An 18,520-nucleotide genomic window follows, 5' to 3' on the forward strand; every position below is an offset into this window, starting at 1 on the left:
CCGACGACCTGGGCCGAACGAGTTGTGGCGGCCCGGGGCCGGGCTCGGCGGCCCGGATAATCACGCCCCATGCAGCAGGTGAGAACAGGCGTGCGGCGGGCCCCGGTCGCCGTCACCGGACTGGGCATGGTCACCCCGGCCGGCATCGGCCGGGACGCGGCCTGGGCGGGTCTGTGCGCCGGGCGGTCCACCGCCACCGCCGACCCCGCCCTGGACGGGCTGCCCGTGGCCTTCTCCTGTCAGGTGCCCCCTCTGGACGCGGCCGGCCTGCTCGGGCACCGGCTGGCCCGCCGGCTCGACCGGTTCACGACCTTCGCGCTGCTCGCCGCCCGCGAGGCCGTCGCCGACGCCGGACTCGCCCCCGGCGGCTGGGACGGCGCCCGGGTCGGCGTGGTGATGGGCGTCGGCACCGGGTCCATGCAGGGCTGGCAGGCCGAGTTCGACCGGCTCGCCGCCCACGTCCCCGAACGGGTCTCCCCGCTCGCGCTGCCACGCAGCGTGCCCAACATGGCCGCCGCCGAGATCGCCCTGGACCTCGGCACGCTCGGCCCCAACATGGTGGTCAGCACCGCCTGCGCCTCCGGCACCAGCGCGCTCGGCCTGGCCCGGGACTGGCTGCTGTCCGGTCGCTGCGACCTGGTCCTGGCCGGCGGCAGCGAGTCGGCCCGGCTGCGCATGACCGCCGCGTGCTTCGCCCAGATGCGCGCCCTGTCCCGCCGCGCGGACGCCCCGGCCGCGGCCTCCCGCCCGTTCGACCGGGACCGTGACGGCTTCGTGCTCGGCGAGGGCGCCGCCGTCCTCGCCCTGGAACGCACCGAGGACGCCCGTGCCCGGGGCGCCCGGCCGGCGGCCCTGCTCGCCGGGTTCGGCGCCTCCTGCGACGCCCACCACTTCACCGCCCCGCACCCCGACGGCGACGGTGCCGCCCGCGCGCTGAGCGGTGCGCTCGCCGACGCCGGCCTGGCCCCCGAGGACATCGACCACGTCAACGCGCACGGCACCGCCACCCCGCAGGGCGACGCCGCCGAGCACAACGCCCTGCACCGGGTCTTCCGCCGGCCTCCGCCCGTCACCGCGGTCAAGGGCACCATCGGGCACGCCATCGGCGGCGCCGGGGCCATCGAGGCGGCCTGCACCGTGCTCACCCTGCGCCACCAGCTGATCCCGCCCACCGCCAACCTCGACACCCTCGATCCGGCGATGGACCTGGACGTCGTCGCCAAGGCGCCCCGCCCGCACCGGATGGGAGCCGCCGTCAGCAACTCCTTCGGCTTCGGCGGTCAGAACGCCGTGCTCGCCTTCACCGCCGTCGACTAGCCCGGCCCCCGGCCGAGAAAGGGTCGCCATGTCCTCGGAGTTCTCCGGATCCACCCCGCTGGCGGCCGGCAGGCGGTCCTGGCCCACCGGCGAGCAGCTGATGATCGGGGTCTTCGTCGCCGTACCGTTCCTCGCCGTGCTCGCCGCCGTGCCGCTGGCCTGGAGGCACGGGCTCAGCCCCACGGACCTCGCGCTGGCCGTCGCCTTCTACCTGGTCAGCGGGCTCGGCATCACGGTCGGCTTCCACCGGCACTTCACCCACGGCTCGTTCAAGGCCGCAAGACCGCTGCGGATCGCCCTCGCGCTGGCCGGCAGCCTCGCCGTGCAGGGCCCCCTCATCACCTGGGTGGCCGACCACCGCAAGCACCACAAGTACTCCGACCGGGACGGCGACCCGCACTCGCCCTGGCGGTACGGCCACTCGCCCAGGGCCCTCGCCAAGGGCATGCTCTACGCCCACCTGGGCTGGCTGTTCGAGACCGAGCACGCCTCGCCGCGGACCTACGCGCCCGACCTCGTCCGCGACCGCACCCTGATGCTGATCTCCCGGCGCTTCGGCGCCCTGGTCCTCGCCTCGCTCGCCCTGCCCGCCCTGCTGGGCGCGGCACTGACCCGGTCCTGGCAGGGCGCGCTCACCGCGCTCTTCTGGGCCGGCCTGGTCCGCATCTGTCTGGTCCACCACGTGACCTGGTCCATCAACTCCATCTGCCACGCGGCCGGCACCCGCCCCTTCCGCAGCCGGGACCGCTCGGGCAACGTGTGGTGGCTGGCCCCGCTCTCCTTCGGCGAGTCCTGGCACAACCTCCACCACGCCGACCCCACCAGCGCCCGGCACGGCGTGCTCACCGGTCAGCTCGACGCCAGTGCCCGGCTGATCCGCTGGTTCGAACACCTCGGCTGGGCCTACGACGTGCGCTGGCCGGACCGGCGCCGGGTGACCGGACGCCGCCGGAACGACACCTGACCCCGGCGGGACTTGCCCCAGGGGCGCGCGTACGAGACCGCACCTCCATCGTGCGGGTGCGGTGTCGGCGGGGAAACGGTCGGCCCGGATACGGGGGACGGGGGTCAACGCGGGTGTCGGGCCACCCGCTTCGGAACCGCGTGCCGCATCTGGTGCCCCCGGTCCTGGTGCGGCGGGTGAGGCCGGGGCGCGGTCAGTGGCAGCGGGTGGTCGCCGTCGTGTCGTGGCGGTGCCAGACGGCGTCGATCACGCGGCCGTCGGGGAGGGTGTGCCGGTGCGGCCCCTCGTCGGGGACGAAGCCGGCGCCCGCCAGGGCCCGCCGGCTCGCGGTGTTCCCGGGCTCCGCCCCGGCCCGGACCGTGGCCAGGCCGGTATGGGTGTGGGCCAGCTCCACCCCCGCGCGGAACAGCTCCACGCCCAGGCCCTGGCCCCGGCACCCCGGCGCCAGCCAGCCGCCCATCTCGCCCAGCCGGTGGTCCAGTTCGAGGGCGCCCGCATAACTGAGGTCGGACCTGCGCACGCAGACCAGCAGGAGCGGGTCGTCGGGGCCGGGGGTGAACGGCTCGGCCAGGACGGGCGGGATCCGGCGGCCGTCGTCGCCGGCGGGCCGCCAGGCCAGCAGGGCCCGGCGGGTGCCGGGGTGGGGCAGCACCTCGTCCGCCTTGGTGCCGAGCCACCGCTGGGCCTCCGCGTCCGCGCTCGCGGCCAGCGCCGCCACCACGTCCATGCGGGTCCGCGGGGTGAACAGCAACAGCCGTTCGGTGGCCAGCACGTGCCGGCCGGGCGCGCACCGCCCCGGCACGGGGAGTCCGGACGCGGACCGGCCGCGGCGGAACAGCGACCAGACCATGGCACCCCCGGCGGTACGGCGGACGCGGGCGGACGCGCTGTCCCTGTGGGAGCCGGGCCGCCGACGGGTGCGGACGCTCCGCACCGGCGGTGAATCTAGCGGGTCGCGGCCGGATGCCGTAGCGCCGCGGTCTGCCGCAGGGAGGCCGCGCGGGGGCGGCCGGGCTCAGCCGGGCTGTTCCTGCGAGCCGGGCCTGGGGCGGGTGCGGGTCCAGGACGGGTCGGCGGCCGGAGCGGGGGCGGGGGTGGTGTGGTGCATGGCTGTCCTTCGGACGAGTGGGGGTGGTCCGGGGGTGGTGACGTGTGTGGGGGGAGGGGGGAGAGCCGAGGCGGGCGGGGCCTCTTCCGTGCCGCTGTGGAGAAGGCCTGCCCGTACCGGAGTTCTTCAGGCCGCGGTACCGGCCGTGTCCGCGGACCGGTCCGGCGGTCCGGCGGCCGTGCGTCCGGCGGGGCGGAGGCGTCCGGCTGCGCGGCGGCGGTCGGTGGAGCCGGGGAGTGGGGCCCCGGAGGCGAGCCGGTCGGGGCCGTGGGGCCCAGGGAGTCGACCGGGACGCTCGCCTCCGGGTGGTCCGGAGAAGCCGGCCGGAGCCGGCACCGCAGCGCGGAACGACCCGCCCCGTATCAGGCGCGGTCGATCGGGTCCGTGGTCGTGGGGCGGTCGGGGGAGTGAGGGCGGAGCCATCGCCGTGCGCCTTTCGTACGGCTTCGCGGGTGGTGCTGCGGGCATCGGGCCGGCCGTTCGGGCAGCAGACGTCGCGCCGCCTGACAGCAGGCCGTGCCGGCGGTTCGTCTCCCCCAAGCCGGCCGCGCCGCCTGCTCCGTGGGTCGGCCGGAGCAGCGAGTCCACTCTGGCACCTGCCAACCACGCACCGCAACCAGCAAGTTGAAATTTGCAAGTGGAGAAGTGCATGCTGCATCCGCCAAAACGTGATCGAATGGGCGGGCGAGCCCGAGCGCGTGCGAGGGTGACGGGCAGGACCGGGGGACGTGACGAGGGGGGTGGGCGTGACCGCGGAAACCGACTGGGGCGGCGCCCCTTCCGTGCTGCGTATGATCCTCGGCCGGCAACTGGAGGAACTGCGCAACCGGGCGGGTCTCAGCTACGCCGAGGCGGGCGCCGCCATCGGCGTCAGCCACTCCACGATCCGGCGCATGGAGGCCGCCAAGGTCGCCCGGCTGCGGCTCGCGGACGCCGAGAAACTCCTCCAGGTCTACGGCGTCACCGACCAGCAGGAGATCGACACCTTCCTGCAGTCCGTCCGCGAGGCCAACAAACGCGGCTGGTGGCACACCTACCGTGACGTCATGCCCGACTGGTTCGCCTCCTACCTCAGCCTGGAGCAGGCGGCCGTCCAGGTCCGCGCGTACGAGAACCAGTTCGTGCACGGCCTGCTGCAGACCGAGGACTACGCCCGCGCCGTGCTCGCCGCGGACCACCCGCACGCCTCCGCCGAGGCCGTCGAACGCCGCGTCGCCCTGCGCATGCGCCGCCAGGAGCTGCTGGCCAGACCGGCACCGCCACGGCTGTGGGTGGTGATGGACGAGACCGTCCTGCGCCGCCAGGTCGGCGGCCCGGAGGTGATGCGGGCCCAGATCGACCACCTCGTCGAGGTCAACCGGCTGCCCCAGGTCACCGTGCAGCTCATGCCGTTCGCCAACGGTCCGCATCCCGCCCTGCGGGCCGGCGCCTTCCACCTCTTCCGGTTCCGGGCCCGCGAACTGCCCGACATCGCCTACCTCAGCGGCCTCGCCGGCGCCGTCTACCTCGACAAGACGGAGGACGTCGTGGTCTACCGGGAGGCCCTTGACCGGCTGAGCGCCCAGGCCGCCTCCCCCGGAAGAACCGAGACCCTGCTCGGCGCGCTGCGCAAGGAGTTGTGACCCGCTCCCCCTGACGCGAAGCCCCCGACCCCTCGACCGAATGGGAGACACGGCGTGCCCGACAACGGATGGCCGGCCGACCGGATCGACACCGAGAACGCCCACTCCGCCCGCATCTACGACTACATACTCGGCGGCAAGGACTACTACCCCGCCGACAAGGAGGCGGGCGACGCGATGGCCCGGGAGTGGCCCGCGCTCCCGGTCCACATGCGCGCCAACCGCGACTTCATGAACCGTGCCGTGCGCTGGCTCGCCGAGGAGGCGGGCATGCGCCAGTTCCTGGACGTCGGCACCGGCATCCCGACCTCGCCCAACCTGCACGAGATCGCCCAGGCCGTGGCCCCCGAGTCCCGCGTCGTCTACGTCGACAACGACCCGATCGTGCTCACCCTCTCCCAGGGCCTGCTGGCCAGCGCCCCCGAGGGCCGCACCGCCTACCTGGAAGCCGACTTCCGTGACCCCGCGGCGATCCTGGGCGCGCCCGAGCTGCGCGACACCCTGGACCTGAGCCGGCCCGTCGCGCTGACCGTCATCGCGATCGTGCACTTCATGCTGGACGCGGACGACGCGGTCGGCGTCGTACGGCGGCTGCTGGAGCCGCTGCCCTCCGGCAGCTGCCTGGCGATGTCCATCGGTACCGCGGATTTCGCGCCGGAGGAGGTCGGCCGGGTCGCCCGTGAGTACGCGGCCCGCAACATGCCGATGCGGCTGCGCACCCTGGACGAGGCCCGCGCGTTCTTCACGGGCCTGGACCTGGTCGAGCCCGGCATCGTCCAGGTGCACAAGTGGCGCCCCGACGGCAGCGGCGAGCAGGGCATCCGGGACGAGGACATCGCGATGTACGGCGCGGTCGCCCGCAAGCCGTGACAGACCCGGGGCCGGGGTCCGACCCACCTCCCGGACCCCGGCCCCGCCTTGGCCGCACGACGGCCGGGCGGGCGCCCGGGCGCCACCGTGAGCCCCCCGCACACCACCCGCGCACCAGGCCGTGGCGGCACCCCCGTACGCCGTCCACGGGCACCGACCGGCCCGGAGGCGGTCGCGGCCGGAATGACCGAAACACATCCGCCCCACGCGGAACCGGGGCGCACCGAATGGGGTCTTAGGGTCCGTCGACGGCCGGGATCGGACCGGTCGCGAAGAAACCGGGGGAATGGCTCACATGTCCGTCCGCAGTCGCAAGACCCTGCTCACCGCCGCGGCCCTCACCGCCGGCCTCACCCTGGCCGCCGTGACACCCGCCCTGGCGGGTGCCTCCGCGAGCCACACCACCCGCGCCGCCGCCGTGTCGTCCGCCCAGGGCGACCCGCGCAACGCCACCCAGCACGTGGCCGACTTCTACGGCGCCTACATCGACGCCACCTGGGCCACCGACGACGCCACGGCCGCGCCCGCCGCCAAGGCGCTGCGCGGCTTCTACCTCTCGGCCGCCGCCCGGAAGCAGGTCGCCGCCTACGAGAAGAAGGAACACGCCGACGGCATCCTGTTCGCGCAGAACGTGCCGGTGAAGTGGAAGGTGACCTACACCGGCTCCGGCATGGGGCACGCCACCAGCCGGGTGACGCTCACCTGGGGCGACGGCCCGCACCCGCAGGTCAGCCGGATCGACGTCCAGTCCGACCTGAAGACCCTGAAGATCACCGGCCTGAAGCCGGCCGGCTGAGGAGGGGCCCGGACGTGGGTCCCGCCCCGCCCCACTCGGAGCGGGGCTCACGCCCGCCGCACCGGTCAGCCGCGGCCGTGCGGGCGGTAGGGCCGCGGCAGCGGCATGCCGCGGTCGGCCATGATCCTCCGGACGCGGTCGGGATAGTCGGTGATGATCCCGTCGACACCCAGGTCCATCAGCGCCTCCACGGTCGCCGGGTCGTCACAGGTCCACGGCACCACCTTCAGACCCCGGGCGTGCGCCTCCGCGACCATCGCCGCGTCGGAGTAGAACCGGAACCCGGGGTCGCCGACCTTGCCGCTCTGCGGGAAGCCGTAGTTCGGGGAGAGGGTGGTGACCCCGGGCAGGGTCGCGGCCGCCCGGACGAAGTCCCCGTCGTAGTCGTCGGCGTCGATCCCGCCCAGCCACGGGGACGCTCCGGGCTTGCCGACCTGCAGGAAGTCGTAGTTCGTCAGCGCCACCAGCGGCCACCTCGGCGCCAGCCGGTGCATCACCCCGAGCGCCCCCCAGTCGAAGGACTGGATGGTGACCTGCCGCTCGATGCCCGAGTGGTGGATCTCCTCGTACACGCGGCGGACGAACACCTCCCGCGGCGCGGTCTGTTCGGGCGCGCCCGCCTCCACCTTGGTCTCGATGTTCAGCCGTACGCCCCGGGCCCGGTAGCTCTTGACCAGGTTCAGGACGTCCTTCAGCTCCACCATCCGGAAGCCCTTGACGACCTCCTGCTCGGGGAAGCCGGGCAGCTGCTGGTAGCCACAGTCGAGCGTCTTGATCCGGTCGAGCGTCAGGTCCTTGACGTACTTGCCGACGTACGGGTACATCGGGTCGCCGGGCGTGACCGGGCCGGTGTCCCGGCACTTGACGCCGCTGACCTGCCGGTCGTGGTTGACCACCACCCGCAGGTCCTTGGTGACCTGGGTGTCCAGCTCCAGCGTGGACACCCCGAGCCGCAGCGCCTTGCCGAAGCCCTCCAGGGACTCCTCGGTCGTCAGGCCGAGGCCGCCGCGGTGCGCCTGGAGGTCGAAGCGGGCCCGCACGGGGCCGCCGGGCGCCGCCTGCGCGGCCACGGGGGACGACAGCGCCGGCAGCAGAGCGAGAACGGCGAGCAGCCGTCGTGCGTTCGGGTGGCGTACGGACATCGGGAACCTCTCGGGTAGAGCCTCTCGGGCCGGTGCGGACGCACGCGTGCCGTCAGGCGCCGGGGTCGAAGGGGATGCCCGACGGCATGGAGCGCGTCAGGGCGTATGCGAAGTCGCCGTCCCTGATCTTGATGGTGGCCGCCCCGAAGTCGGCGCCGAGCAGCTTGTCGCGGTAGCCCGCCGGATAGCCGTTCCAGCCGACCAGGCGCGGAAGGAACCAGCCGCCGGTCGCGTTCTCCGGCGGCTCGTCGTGGGCGTCGGCGAACCGGAAGCAGTGGGTGGACACGCCGTCCTTGTGATAGACGACCTTCGGGTGGGTGCCGTCGAAGCGCACCGCGGAGCGGGCCGCCACCTGGTAACCGGAGTGCTGGGACACCGAGACGTACCGGACCGTGTCGTCCGTGATCCACACGACGACGTGCTCCCAGTCGTGGGTGTGCCCGATCGCCGCGGGCCCGAGGGTCGCCTGGTCCTTCTCGAAGTAGCTGGCGTACATCACCGCGCACCAGCCGTTGTTGCACTTCTCACGCGAGTAGGTGTTGGCGTTGGCGAGCTGCGCGGAGTCGTGGCAGTGGCCGTTGACGTCGCCGCCCGGCCTGAGACCGGGGTTGATCGTGCCGTCGCTGCCGATGGCGGCCGTGGCGTAGCAGCCGTCGCCGTCGTAGTCGTAGGCGGGTGAGAAGGTCTGCTCCAGGCCGTCGGCGTTCTGTGGCAGCAGCCGCAGAACGCTCGCGTCGGCGGTGCCGGGCGCGGTGAGGACGAGGGCGAGCGCGCCGAGGGCGGCGGCGAGCGCGGAGGTCGGCTGACGCACGGGGGCTCCCTGTTGTCGAGGCGCCGCAGATTCTCGCAACGCCCCGGCGGGAGGGGCCACCCCCTGAACTGAACATTGCCGCAAAGGCAGTTGAACGCGGAAGGCGGAGCCGGCGGGTGGGCGCCGCCGGCCGCCCGCTCAGCCGCTCGGGGTGCTCACCCGTGCCGGCCCGGGTCCCCGCGGCCGAGGTGCCGGCGGCGTTCGACGTGGGTGCGGTGCACCGCGATGAGCGCGGCGTCGTCGCCGAGCCGGCCGCCGACGTGGGCGAGCAGATCGCGCCGCAGGTGGTGCATCAGCGCCTCGGGGCTGTCCTCGGCCCACCGCAGGACCCGGTCGGGCAGCGGATAGAACCGGCCGCGCTCGTCGCGGGCCTCCACGACCCCGTCCGTGTAGAGCAGCAGCGTGTCACCCGGCTCGAAGGAGAACACGTCCAGCGTGTGCTCGCTGTGCTCGTGCACCCCGAGCGGCGGCGAGGGATGCAGGCTCGGGACCGTCACGACGTGCCCGGGACTCAGCAGCAGCGGCGGCGGATGGCCGCAGCTGGTCATCCGGGTGACCGGGTCGCGGTCCGGGATCTCCACGAGGAGGGCGGTGGCGAACCGCTCGCCCTCCTCCTCCGGGGTCTCCAGATCGGCCGCGTAGCGGGTGACGCTCTGGTTCAGCCGGGTCGCCAGCTCGGCCAGCGGGATGTGCCGGTGGGCGCTCTCCCGGAAGGCGCCGAGCAGCAGCGCCGCCTCGCCGATTGCGGGCAGCCCCTTGCCGCGCACGTCACCGATCAGCAGGCGGATCGCGCCGTCGCTCGCGGTCGCCGCGTACAGGTCGCCGCCGATCTGCGCCTCGTCCTCCGCGGCCAGGTACAGCGAGGCGATCCGCAGCGGGCCGATCTGCTCGGGCAGCGGCCACATCAGGACGTGCTGCGCGGCCTCGGCGACGGTGCGGACCTGGGCCAGCTGGGCCTGCCGGCGCTGGCGCAGGGCGCTGTAGATGACGGTGAGCACCACGAGGACGGTCAAGGTGATGATCTGCACGATGTGGTTGGTGCTGCCGATCCCCCCGCCGCGGTGGATGCCGATGAGGATCTGGGCGGCCAGTGCGAGCGCCCCGATGGCGGCCGTGGTCCGGGGTCCGGCGAAGGAGGGGGTGAGCGCGGGCGCGATCACCAGGGCCGGCCCGAGATGGACGTCGGTGGGGGACCGCAGGTCCACCACCGTGATCACCAGGATGAGCACGACCGGGAGCACCAGCAGCGCGTGCGCCGACCGCCACGGCTGCCGCGGGCCCACGCGCCCGAGCGGGGGTGCCATGCCTCTCAGCTTGCGCCCGGGGCGCGTGCCGCGCACCTCACACCAGGCCGGTGATACGGGCACACCGGCCCGGCCCTCCGCCGGCGGTGGGTGGGCCGAACCTTTCCGGCGACGCCGTGTCGCGGGCGGCGCGCCGGGTACCCGTACGACCCCCGGGGCCGACCCGCCACCCGGGGGTGCAGGGTGCCGAATGGAGAGGTCATGACGCACAACGGGGAGGACACCGCGCCCCTGACGCGACCGGAGGTCACCGAACTCCGTCTCGCCTCGGGGCCGGACCCGCTCACGCCCATGCCGGAGCCGTCGGAACTGCCGCAGGACCGCAGTCAGGCGATCCTGGAGGCCACCAAGGCGATCGGCGCGCTCCTCAAACGCGCCGGCCACCCCTTCGCGCTGGCCGGCAGCGTGGCCGTCTACGCCCACGGCGGCAGCCGCTACCTCCAGCACGACGCCGACTTCGCCATCCTGCCCGACGACGCCGAAGCGGTGGCCGCCACGCTGCGCGAGGCAGGTCTCGGCGTACGGACCCCGCCGGAGGACTGGCTGCTGAAGACCACCTGCCACGGGCAGAACGTCGACATCATCTTCGCGCTGGCACACCAGCCCGTCACCCGGGACATGCTCGACCGGGCGCACGTCCTGCCGGTCGACTCGGTGCTGATGCCCGTACTCTCCCCGACCGACCTGATCCGCAGCCTGATCAGCGCCTTCTCCGAGCACTACTGCGACTTCGGGTCGGTGCTGCCGGTCGCCCGCGCGGTCCGCGAGAAGGTCGACTGGGACACGGTCCGCGCGTCCTGCGGCGACCAGCCCATGCCGGCCGCGTTCCTCTTCCTCCTCGAACGGCTGAACGTGATCGACCCCCAGGAAGGGACACCATGACCGACACCAGCCCGCCGCCCCCGTCGGCGGAAGGGAGTCTGGACTACCGCGTCGCCCACCTCGCCGAGCACCTGGCCGGCGGAGACCTCGCGGAACTCGGCGTACGGCTCGAACTGCGCGGAGACGCCGTCCTGCTCACCGGCACCGTGCCGTCCACCCAGTGCCGGGACGACATCCTGCGCATGGCCCGCGAGGAACTGGCGGGGCACCCGGTCCACAGCGACCTGCTCGTGGCCGGGACCTCCTCGCCCGACCACGGAGAGGACCTGACATGATCCGCGTCGCGGCCGTCGGGGACATTCACATGGGCCCCGAGAGCCAGGGCACCCTGAGGCCGTCCTTCGAGACCCTGCCCGGGTGTGCCGACGTCCTGCTGCTCGCCGGCGACCTCACCCGGCACGGCACACCGGAGGAGGCCGCGATCGTCGCCCGGGAGATCAAGGACATCGGGGTGCCCGTCGTCGCCGTACTCGGCAACCATGACCACCACGACGAGCGGCCCGAGGAGGTCGCCGCGATCCTCCGGGACGCGGGCGCGCACGTCCTCGAAGGACAGGCCGCCGTCGTCAGCGCCGACGGCGCCCGGATCGGGGTCGCCGGGACCAAGGGCTTCGGCGGCGGCTTCGTCGGCCGCTGCGCCGGGGAGTTCGGCGAACCGCTCATGAAGGAGTTCGTCCGCTACACCCGCCGGTGTGCCGACGGCCTGCACGGTGCCCTGAAGGATCTGGACGAGCGGGACTGCGACGTGCGGATCGCGCTGACCCACTTCTCACCGGTGCCGGACACCCTGGCCGGGGAGCCCCTGGAGATCTATCCGTTCCTCGGCAGCTACCTGCTCGCGGAGGCCATCGACACCGGCGGCGCCGACCTCGCGGTGCACGGCCACGCCCACGCCGGCACCGAGCACGGGATGACCAGCGGGGGTGTCCGCGTGCGCAACGTCGCCCAGCCGGTGATCGGGCAGGCCTTCCACGTGTACCACCTGCCCGGCCGGCACGACTGAACGCCGGCCGGCTGTCGAGCCGGGGACGTCAGGCCGCCGTCTCCAGGGCCGCGCGGCCGGTCACGTCGCCGTCCTTCGCGCGCACCGTCACCGTCACCGGCTCGCCGCGGCGGCGCACCAGCAGGCCCGCACCGACCGACCCGGCGATGAGCAGCCCGCCGGCCACCAGGGCGCCGCGCGCCCCGGCCCACTCCATCAGCAGGCCGAGCAGCGGCGGCCCGCCGAGGCTCCACACCGTGCCGATGCTGGTCCACACCCCGAGCACCCGGCCCCGCAGATGCGGCGGCGGGTCGGTCTGCAGCACGGCCGTACCGGCGGTGTCGGAGACGGACTCCACGATCGCCATCGGCAGGACCAGCACCAGCAGCACGGCCAGCGACGGCGACAGACCCGCCACCACCTGGAGCAGCGCGCCCGCCGCCGCCAGCAGGCCCACGGTCCGCACGGACGGCCTGCGCAGCCGGGCGCCCAGGACCGCGCCGACGATGCCGCCGACGGCCAGCACCGTGGAGACCGTGCCGAACGCCCTGGCGCCACCCGCCAGCGGCCCGGTGACGAGGACCGCGAGTGTCAGGCCGTAGTTGCGGCCGAAGACGGAGCTGAGCCCGGTGACGCCCGCGAGGGCGACAAGGCGGGGCCGGCGCGCGAAGAAGGACAGACCTTCCCGTACGGTCATCGGCGCCGGGGACGGAACCGCTCGCGGCCCGGCCGGAGACTGCGTGGCGGCTTCGGGAACCGGCCGCAGGAACGGCACCACCGCGGCCACGAACAGGAACGACAGCCCGTTGGCGGCGTACGCGGCACCCGTGCCCAGGAAGCCGACGGTCACCCCGGCCAGGGCGGTGCCCGCGAGCCGGCCGGCGCTGTGCACCAGCGCGCCCACGCCGATCGCGGACGGCACGTCGGCCACCGGCACGAGATCGTTGCCGAGCAGCGCGCAGGCGGGCCCGTCCACGGTGGCGATGACACCGGTCACCGCGGCCAGCACCAGCAGGGCCGGCATGTCGATCCGGTCCAGCGCCACCAGCAGCGCCGTCGTGAAGGCGACCGCGCCGAGCAGGGCCTGGCTCACGGTGACCGTCAGCTTCCGGGGCCAGCGGTCCACGGCCGCGCCGCCCAGCAGGCTCACGAACAGCGCCGGCGCCGCCTGGACCGACATGGACAGACCGGTCGCCGCCGCCGAGCCCGTGATGTGCAGCACCAGCAGGTTCTGCACCGTGAGCTGCATCCACGTACCGGCGTTGGAGACGAAGTTCGCGGCCGACCACCAGCGCATGCTCCGGTACCGCAGGGAACGCCACGGCGAACGGGAGGCCGGGGCGGTGGTGGACGCGGACAGCGAGGTGGGCAGGGCAGACGCAGAGGGCACGGCGGGGTACTCGACAACCAGGCGGTGGGACAGACCGGCGGATCCCGTCGGTCCGGCGGCGTTGCACGGCCGGGCCGCCTGGTCAGGGCGCCGACCATGGTGGCAGACGGGACACCACGGTCGACGCCACCGCGTCCGCCGGCCTCGGCCGAACTTCCCCAACCACCCCGGGCCGTCGGGGACTTGCACTCCGCGTGGGGTTTCTCACAGGCGCGCCGACCGCCCCTTCACGACCCGTGCGACGGTGCGATCGGCCACCACCGCACCGGGGGACGCCGACGGCGGGCCCCGCACCCCTCGCGCGCACCGGTCAGCGGTTCACCGTCCGCATACCCGCCTCGTCGTACCGCTCACCCGCCGCCTGCGGCAGCTCGGCGTCGATGCGGGCCAGGTCGTCCGCGGTCAGCTCGACGGCGGCCGCGGCGGCGTTCTGCTCCAGGTAGGTGCGGCGCTTGGTGCCGGGGATCGGCACCAGGTCCTCGCCCTGCGCCAGCACCCAGGCGATCGCCAGCTGGGCCGGGGTCACGTCCTTCTCGGCCGCGATCTCCTTCACCTTCTCCGCCAGCCGCTGGTTGGCCTGCAGATTGGCCTCCGTGAAGCGGGGGTTCTCGCGGCGCCAGTCGTTCGCGTCCAGCTCGTCCGGGGAGCTGAAGCGGCCGGCCAGGAAGCCGCGGCCGAGCGGCGAGTACGGCACGAAGCCGATCCCCAGCTCCCGGCAGGTGGGCAGCACCTCGGCCTCCACGTCCCGCGACCACAGCGAGTACTCGCTCTGCACCGCGGTCACCGGGTGCACGGCGTGGGCCCGCCGGATGGTCTCCGCGCTCGCCTCGCTCAGCCCGATGTACCGCACCTTGCCCTCGGCGACCAGCTCGCCCAGCGCGCCGACCGTCTCCTCGATGGGGACGTTCGGGTCCACCCGGTGCTGGTAGTACAGGTCGATGTGGTCGGTGCCGAGCCGCTGGAGCGAACCGTGCACCGAGGCCCGTACATGCTCGGCCGAGCCGTCCTGCCGGCCGACCGTGCTCATGTCGCCGGGTACGGCGTCGTCCATCCGGTAGTTGAACTTCGTGGCGATCACGTACTCGTCGCGATGCCCCTTGATCGCCTCGCCCACGAGCGACTCGTTGGTGAGCGGCCCGTAGATCTGGGCCGTGTCGAGGAAGTCGATGCCGAGCTCCAGGGCGCGCCGGATGGTCGCGATGCCCTCTGCCTGGTCGGCGGTGCCGTAGAAGGCGGACATCCCCATGCATCCCAGCCCGATGGCCGATACGTGGAGGTCCCGCAGCCTGCGCTTCTGCATGGAGAATTCCTTCCTGCGTACTCGATCGTCGTTGCGGCGCGTCACGCGGCCCCTCTCCATCTAGCGACGGATTCCGGCTCCCGGCATCCCGTGGGGAGGGCGGCGCGCACCGTCCGTGACGCTACGAGTTGGAGCGCTCTCCAAGTCAAGGCGTGCCGGGGCCACGGCCACGGGTGGTGGACGAGGACGGCCTTGCCGCCCCGCGCCGCCGCCTCCGGTCCGATCCGGTCGGCCCGGGTCGGCGTGGCCCTGTGGCGCTGCCCACCCCGTCAATGTGATGGTTTTCGCATCTCGACCCGTGCGGCCACCCCCTAAGGTGGCCGCGAGTACGGCAGGGCGTGGCTGACACCAGGGTGTTCGTCGCCGGCAGGCAGCTGAAGGGGATCCAAATGTTCCGCAAGGTGCTGGTCGCCAACCGTGGCGAGATCGCGATCCGCGCGTTCCGGGCGGGCTACGAACTCGGCGCGCGCACCGTCGCCGTGTTCCCGCACGAGGACCGCAACTCGTTGCACCGGCTGAAGGCCGACGAGGCCTACGAGATCGGGGAGCCGGGACACCCGGTGCGGGCCTACCTCTCCGTCGAGGAGATCGTGGGGGCCGCCCGCCGGGCGGGCGCCGACGCCGTCTACCCGGGCTACGGCTTCCTGTCGGAGAACCCGGAGCTGGCCCGCGCCTGCGAGGAGGCGGGCATCACCTTTGTCGGTCCCAGCGCGGCGACGCTGGAGCTGACCGGCAACAAGGCCCGCGCGGTCGCCGCCGCCCGCGCGGCCGGCGTACCCGTGCTCGGCTCCTCCCAGCCCTCCACCGACGTGGACGAACTGGTGCGCGCCGCCGAGGAGATCGGCTTTCCCGTCTTCGTCAAGGCGGTCGCCGGCGGCGGCGGGCGCGGCATGCGCCGTGTCGAGGACCCGGCCCAGCTGCGCGAGTCCATCGAGGCCGCCTCCCGCGAGGCCGCGTCCGCGTTCGGCGACCCCACCGTCTTCCTGGAGAAGGCCGTCGTCGAGCCCCGCCACATCGAGGTGCAGATCCTCGCCGACGGCGCGGGCAACGTCATCCACCTCTTCGAACGCGACTGCTCGGTGCAGCGCCGCCACCAGAAGGTCATCGAGCTGGCCCCCGCGCCCAACCTGGACCCGGAGCTGCGCGACCGGATCTGCGCCGACGCCGTCCGCTTCGCCCGCGAGATCGGTTACCGCAACGCCGGCACCGTGGAGTTCCTGCTCGACCGCGACGGCAACCACGTGTTCATCGAGATGAACCCGCGCATCCAGGTCGAGCACACGGTGACCGAGGAGGTCACCGACGTCGACCTGGTCCAGGCCCAGATGCGGATCGCCTCCGGCGAGACCCTCGCCGACCTCGGCCTCTCCCAGGACAGGATCACCCTGCGCGGCGCCGCCCTCCAGTGCCGGATCACCACCGAGGACCCCGCCAACGGCTTCCGCCCCGACACCGGCCGGATCAGCGCCTACCGCTCCCCGGGCGGCTCCGGCATCCGGCTCGACGGCGGTACCACCCACGCCGGGACGGAGATCAGCGCGCACTTCGACTCGATGCTGGTCAAGCTCACCTGCCGGGGACGCGACTTCCACGCCGCCATCGGCCGGGCCCGGCGCGCGGTCGCCGAGTTCCGCATCCGCGGTGTCGCCACGAACATCCCGTTCCTCCAGGCGGTCCTGGACGACCCCGACTTCCAGGCCGGGCGCGTCACGACCTCCTTCATCGAGCAGCGCCCGCACCTGCTCACCGCCCGCTCCTCCGCCGACCGCGGCACCAAGCTGCTCACCTACCTCGCCGACGTCACCGTCAACAAGCCGCACGGTCAGCGGCCCGACCTGCTCGACCCGCTGACCAAGCTGCCGCCGCTGCCCGCAGGCGAGCCGCCCGCCGGCTCCCGGCAGCTCCTCGTGGACCTCGGCCCGGAGGGCTTCGCCCGGCACCTGCGCGAATCGCCGACCATCGGCGTCACCGACACCACCTTCCGCGACGCCCACCAGTCCCTGCTCGCGACCCGGGTGCGCACCAAGGACCTGCTCGCCGTCGCCCCCGTCGTCGCCCGCACCCTCCCGCAGCTGCTGTCCCTGGAGTGCTGGGGCGGCGCGACCTACGACGTCGCCCTGCGCTTCCTCGCCGAGGACCCCTGGGAGCGGCTGGCCGCCCTGCGCGAGGCCGTCCCCAACATCTGCCTGCAGATGCTGCTGCGCGGCCGCAACACCGTCGGCTACACCCCGTACCCGACCGAGGTGACCGACGCCTTCGTGCAGGAGGCCGCCGCCACCGGCATCGACATCTTCCGCATCTTCGACGCCCTCAACGACGTCGGCCAGATGCGGCCCGCCATCGAGGCCGTACGCGAGACCGGCACCGCCGTCGCCGAGGTCGCCCTCTGTTACACCGCCGACCTGAACGACCCGGGCGAGCGGCTGTACACCCTCGACTACTACCTGCGCCTCGCCGAGCAGATCGTGGAGGCCGGCGCCCACGTCCTCGCCATCAAGGACATGGCGGGCCTGCTGCGCGCCCCGGCCGCCGCCAAGCTGGTCTCCGCGCTGCGCCGCGAGTTCGACCTGCCCGTGCACCTGCACACGCACGACACCGCGGGCGGCCAGCTCGCCACCTACCTCGCCGCGATCCAGGCCGGCGCCGACGCGGTCGACGGCGCGGTGGCCTCCATGGCCGGTACGACCTCCCAGCCGTCGCTGTCCGCGATCGTCGCCGCCACCGACCACTCCGACCGGCCCACCGGCCTGGACCTCCAGGCGGTCGGTGACCTGGAGCCGTACTGGGAGGGCGTCCGCAAGATCTATGCCCCGTTCGAGGCGGGCCTCGCCTCGCCGACCGGCCGGGTCTACCACCACGAGATCCCCGGCGGCCAGCTCTCCAACCTGCGCACCCAGGCCGTCGCCCTCGGTCTCGGCGACCGCTTCGAGGACATCGAGGCGATGTACGCCGCCGCCGACCGCATCCTCGGCCGCCTGGTGAAGGTCACCCCGTCCTCCAAGGTGGTCGGCGACCTGGCCCTGCACCTCGTCGGCGCCGGTGTCTCCCCGGAGGCCTTCGAGTCGACCCCCGACAAGTTCGACATCCCGGACTCGGTGATCGGCTTCCTGCGGGGCGAGCTGGGCACCCCGCCCGGCGGCTGGCCGGAGCCGTTCCGCACCAAGGCGCTCCAGGGCCGCGCCGCGCCCAAGCCCGCGCCCGAGCTGTCCGCCGAGGACCGTGAGGGACTGGCCAAGGACCGGCGGGCCACCCTCAACCGGCTGCTGTTCCCCGGCCCGACCCGCGAGTTCGACACGCACCGGCAGAACTTCGGCGACACCAGCGTGCTGGACAGCAAGGCCTTCTTCTACGGCCTGCGCCCGGGCAAGGAGTACGCCGTCGACCTGGAGCCCGGCGTCCGGCTGCTGATCGAGCTGCAGGCGATCGGCGAGGCCGACGAGCGCGGCCTGCGCACCGTGATGTCCACGCTCAACGGCCAGCTCCGCCCCATCCAGGTCCGTGACCGTGCGGCGGCCTCCGACGTTCCGGTGACGGAGAAGGCCGACCGGTCCAACCCCGGCCATGTCGCGGCGCCCTTCGCCGGTGTGGTGACGCTGGCCGTCGCCGAGGGCGACGAGGTGGCGGCCGGCGCCACGATCGCCACCATCGAGGCGATGAAGATGGAGGCCACGATCACCGCCCCGAAGGCGGGCCGTGTCTCCCGGCTGGCCATCACCCGCATCCAGCAGGTGGAGGGCGGCGACCTACTGGCCGAACTGGTCTGACGACCGGGCCAGGCGCTCCTCGTAGGTCGCCATCAGGAGGCGGCCGAGCTGCTGCACCGCCGTCGCACGCAACTCCTCGTGCGCGAAGCGGTACCGCGGCTCGGCCGCCTCCCCCTCCACTCGCGTGAGGACGAGGACGCGTCCGACCTCCGACAGCGTCGCCGCCGGGACGGCGGTCGAGTGCAGCCGGTCGACTCTGGTGTTGCCCGTGCACAGGAAGAGCTGCCGGTTACGGCTGCGGGCGTGCCCGCTGTAGTGGAACAACAGC

The 18,520-nt window shown here is 73.7% G+C and carries 16 protein-coding genes; 9 read left to right on the plus strand and 7 right to left on the minus strand.

All coding sequences use genetic code 11. The features are described 5' to 3' along the window. The first annotated feature begins 69 nt into the window (after positions 1–69). Together S1361_RS36020 and S1361_RS36025 are read left to right on the plus strand one after the other, a co-directional pair. Complete coding sequence (locus S1361_RS36020; protein WP_208036019.1) at positions 70–1,317, plus strand: beta-ketoacyl-[acyl-carrier-protein] synthase family protein; 1,248 nt, start codon at positions 70–72, stop codon at positions 1,315–1,317. A gap of 28 nt (positions 1,318–1,345) precedes the next feature. Next, complete coding sequence (locus S1361_RS36025; protein WP_208036020.1) at positions 1,346–2,281, plus strand: acyl-CoA desaturase; 936 nt, start codon at positions 1,346–1,348, stop codon at positions 2,279–2,281. Positions 2,282–2,474: 193 nt separating this feature from the next. Here the strand turns inward: S1361_RS36025 and S1361_RS36030 are convergent, their stop codons facing one another. Further along, a complete protein-coding gene (locus tag S1361_RS36030; protein ID WP_243769419.1) occupies positions 2,475–3,215 on the minus strand; it encodes a GNAT family N-acetyltransferase in 741 nt (246 codons plus the stop codon). Between the two features lie 920 nt (positions 3,216–4,135). Here S1361_RS36030 and S1361_RS36035 point away from each other — a divergent pair. From S1361_RS36035 to S1361_RS36045, 3 genes are all read left to right on the plus strand, one after another. Next, a complete protein-coding gene (locus S1361_RS36035; protein WP_208036021.1) occupies positions 4,136–5,011 on the plus strand; it encodes a helix-turn-helix domain-containing protein in 876 nt (291 codons plus the stop codon). Between the two features lie 54 nt (positions 5,012–5,065). After that, on the plus strand, positions 5,066–5,881 hold the full coding sequence (locus S1361_RS36040) for an SAM-dependent methyltransferase (RefSeq protein ID WP_208036022.1): 816 nt from the start codon (positions 5,066–5,068) through the stop codon (positions 5,879–5,881). A gap of 295 nt (positions 5,882–6,176) precedes the next feature. Further along, complete coding sequence (locus tag S1361_RS36045) at positions 6,177–6,677, plus strand: hypothetical protein (protein WP_208036023.1); 501 nt, start codon at positions 6,177–6,179, stop codon at positions 6,675–6,677. A 65-nt stretch (positions 6,678–6,742) separates the two neighbouring features. On the opposite strand, the gene S1361_RS36050 is transcribed toward S1361_RS36045, so the two are convergent. From S1361_RS36050 to S1361_RS36060, 3 genes are all read right to left on the minus strand, one after another. Further along, a complete protein-coding gene (locus S1361_RS36050) occupies positions 6,743–7,819 on the minus strand; it encodes a glycerophosphodiester phosphodiesterase family protein (protein WP_208036024.1) in 1,077 nt (358 codons plus the stop codon). A gap of 52 nt (positions 7,820–7,871) precedes the next feature. Continuing rightward, positions 7,872–8,630: an NPP1 family protein gene (locus S1361_RS36055; RefSeq protein WP_208036025.1), complete on the minus strand. Its 759-nt coding sequence runs from the start codon at positions 8,628–8,630 to the stop codon at positions 7,872–7,874. 155 nt (positions 8,631–8,785) lie between these two features. Next, complete coding sequence (locus S1361_RS36060; RefSeq protein ID WP_208036026.1) at positions 8,786–9,934, minus strand: PP2C family protein-serine/threonine phosphatase; 1,149 nt, start codon at positions 9,932–9,934, stop codon at positions 8,786–8,788. Between the two features lie 201 nt (positions 9,935–10,135). On the opposite strand from S1361_RS36060, the gene S1361_RS36065 reads away from it, so the two are divergent. Genes S1361_RS36065 through S1361_RS36075 form a run of 3 tightly spaced genes read left to right on the plus strand, consistent with a single transcriptional unit; the run spans position 10,136 to position 11,819 of the window. Then, positions 10,136–10,816, plus strand: coding sequence for a nucleotidyltransferase family protein (locus tag S1361_RS36065; protein WP_208036027.1), 681 nt, complete (start codon positions 10,136–10,138; stop codon positions 10,814–10,816). Next, a complete protein-coding gene (locus S1361_RS36070; protein WP_208036028.1) occupies positions 10,813–11,091 on the plus strand; it encodes a BON domain-containing protein in 279 nt (92 codons plus the stop codon). The genes S1361_RS36065 and S1361_RS36070 overlap by 4 nt, the downstream gene beginning before the upstream one ends. Then, complete coding sequence (locus tag S1361_RS36075) at positions 11,088–11,819, plus strand: metallophosphoesterase family protein (protein ID WP_208036029.1); 732 nt, start codon at positions 11,088–11,090, stop codon at positions 11,817–11,819. The genes S1361_RS36070 and S1361_RS36075 overlap by 4 nt, the downstream gene beginning before the upstream one ends. Positions 11,820–11,847: 28 nt before the next feature. Here the strand turns inward: S1361_RS36075 and S1361_RS36080 are convergent, their stop codons facing one another. Continuing rightward, positions 11,848–13,188, minus strand: coding sequence for an MFS transporter (locus tag S1361_RS36080; protein WP_208036030.1), 1,341 nt, complete (start codon positions 13,186–13,188; stop codon positions 11,848–11,850). A 310-nt stretch (positions 13,189–13,498) separates the two neighbouring features. After that, entirely contained in the window at positions 13,499–14,488 is a 990-nt protein-coding gene (locus S1361_RS36085) for an aldo/keto reductase (RefSeq protein WP_208036031.1), read from the minus strand. Positions 14,489–14,877: 389 nt separating this feature from the next. Here S1361_RS36085 and S1361_RS36090 point away from each other — a divergent pair, with 389 nt between their 5' ends. After that, entirely contained in the window at positions 14,878–18,252 is a 3,375-nt protein-coding gene (locus tag S1361_RS36090; RefSeq protein ID WP_208036927.1) for a pyruvate carboxylase, read from the plus strand. Here the strand turns inward: S1361_RS36090 and S1361_RS36095 are convergent. Next, positions 18,232–18,516, minus strand: coding sequence for a hypothetical protein (locus S1361_RS36095; protein ID WP_208036032.1), 285 nt, complete (start codon positions 18,514–18,516; stop codon positions 18,232–18,234). The two genes, S1361_RS36090 and S1361_RS36095, sit on opposite strands and share 21 nt — an antisense overlap. Positions 18,517–18,520 lie beyond the last annotated feature (4 nt).

Origin of the sequence: Streptomyces cyanogenus (assembly GCF_017526105.1) — a bacterium.
Taxonomy (GTDB): domain Bacteria; phylum Actinomycetota; class Actinomycetes; order Streptomycetales; family Streptomycetaceae; genus Streptomyces; species Streptomyces cyanogenus.

Coding starts and splice junctions, on each gene's coding strand:
- S1361_RS36070 (WP_208036028.1), top strand. CDS start 10,813: ATGACCGACACCAGCCCGCCGCCCCCGTCGGCGGAAGGGAGTCTGGAC.
- S1361_RS36060 (WP_208036026.1), bottom strand. CDS start 9,934: ATGGCACCCCCGCTCGGGCGCGTGGGCCCGCGGCAGCCGTGGCGGTCG.
- S1361_RS36075 (WP_208036029.1), top strand. CDS start 11,088: ATGATCCGCGTCGCGGCCGTCGGGGACATTCACATGGGCCCCGAGAGC.
- S1361_RS36085 (WP_208036031.1), bottom strand. CDS start 14,488: ATGCAGAAGCGCAGGCTGCGGGACCTCCACGTATCGGCCATCGGGCTG.
- S1361_RS36045 (WP_208036023.1), top strand. CDS start 6,177: ATGTCCGTCCGCAGTCGCAAGACCCTGCTCACCGCCGCGGCCCTCACC.
- S1361_RS36020 (WP_208036019.1), top strand. CDS start 70: ATGCAGCAGGTGAGAACAGGCGTGCGGCGGGCCCCGGTCGCCGTCACC.
- S1361_RS36050 (WP_208036024.1), bottom strand. CDS start 7,819: ATGTCCGTACGCCACCCGAACGCACGACGGCTGCTCGCCGTTCTCGCT.
- S1361_RS36025 (WP_208036020.1), top strand. CDS start 1,346: ATGTCCTCGGAGTTCTCCGGATCCACCCCGCTGGCGGCCGGCAGGCGG.
- S1361_RS36090 (WP_208036927.1), top strand. CDS start 14,878: ATGTTCCGCAAGGTGCTGGTCGCCAACCGTGGCGAGATCGCGATCCGC.
- S1361_RS36065 (WP_208036027.1), top strand. CDS start 10,136: ATGACGCACAACGGGGAGGACACCGCGCCCCTGACGCGACCGGAGGTC.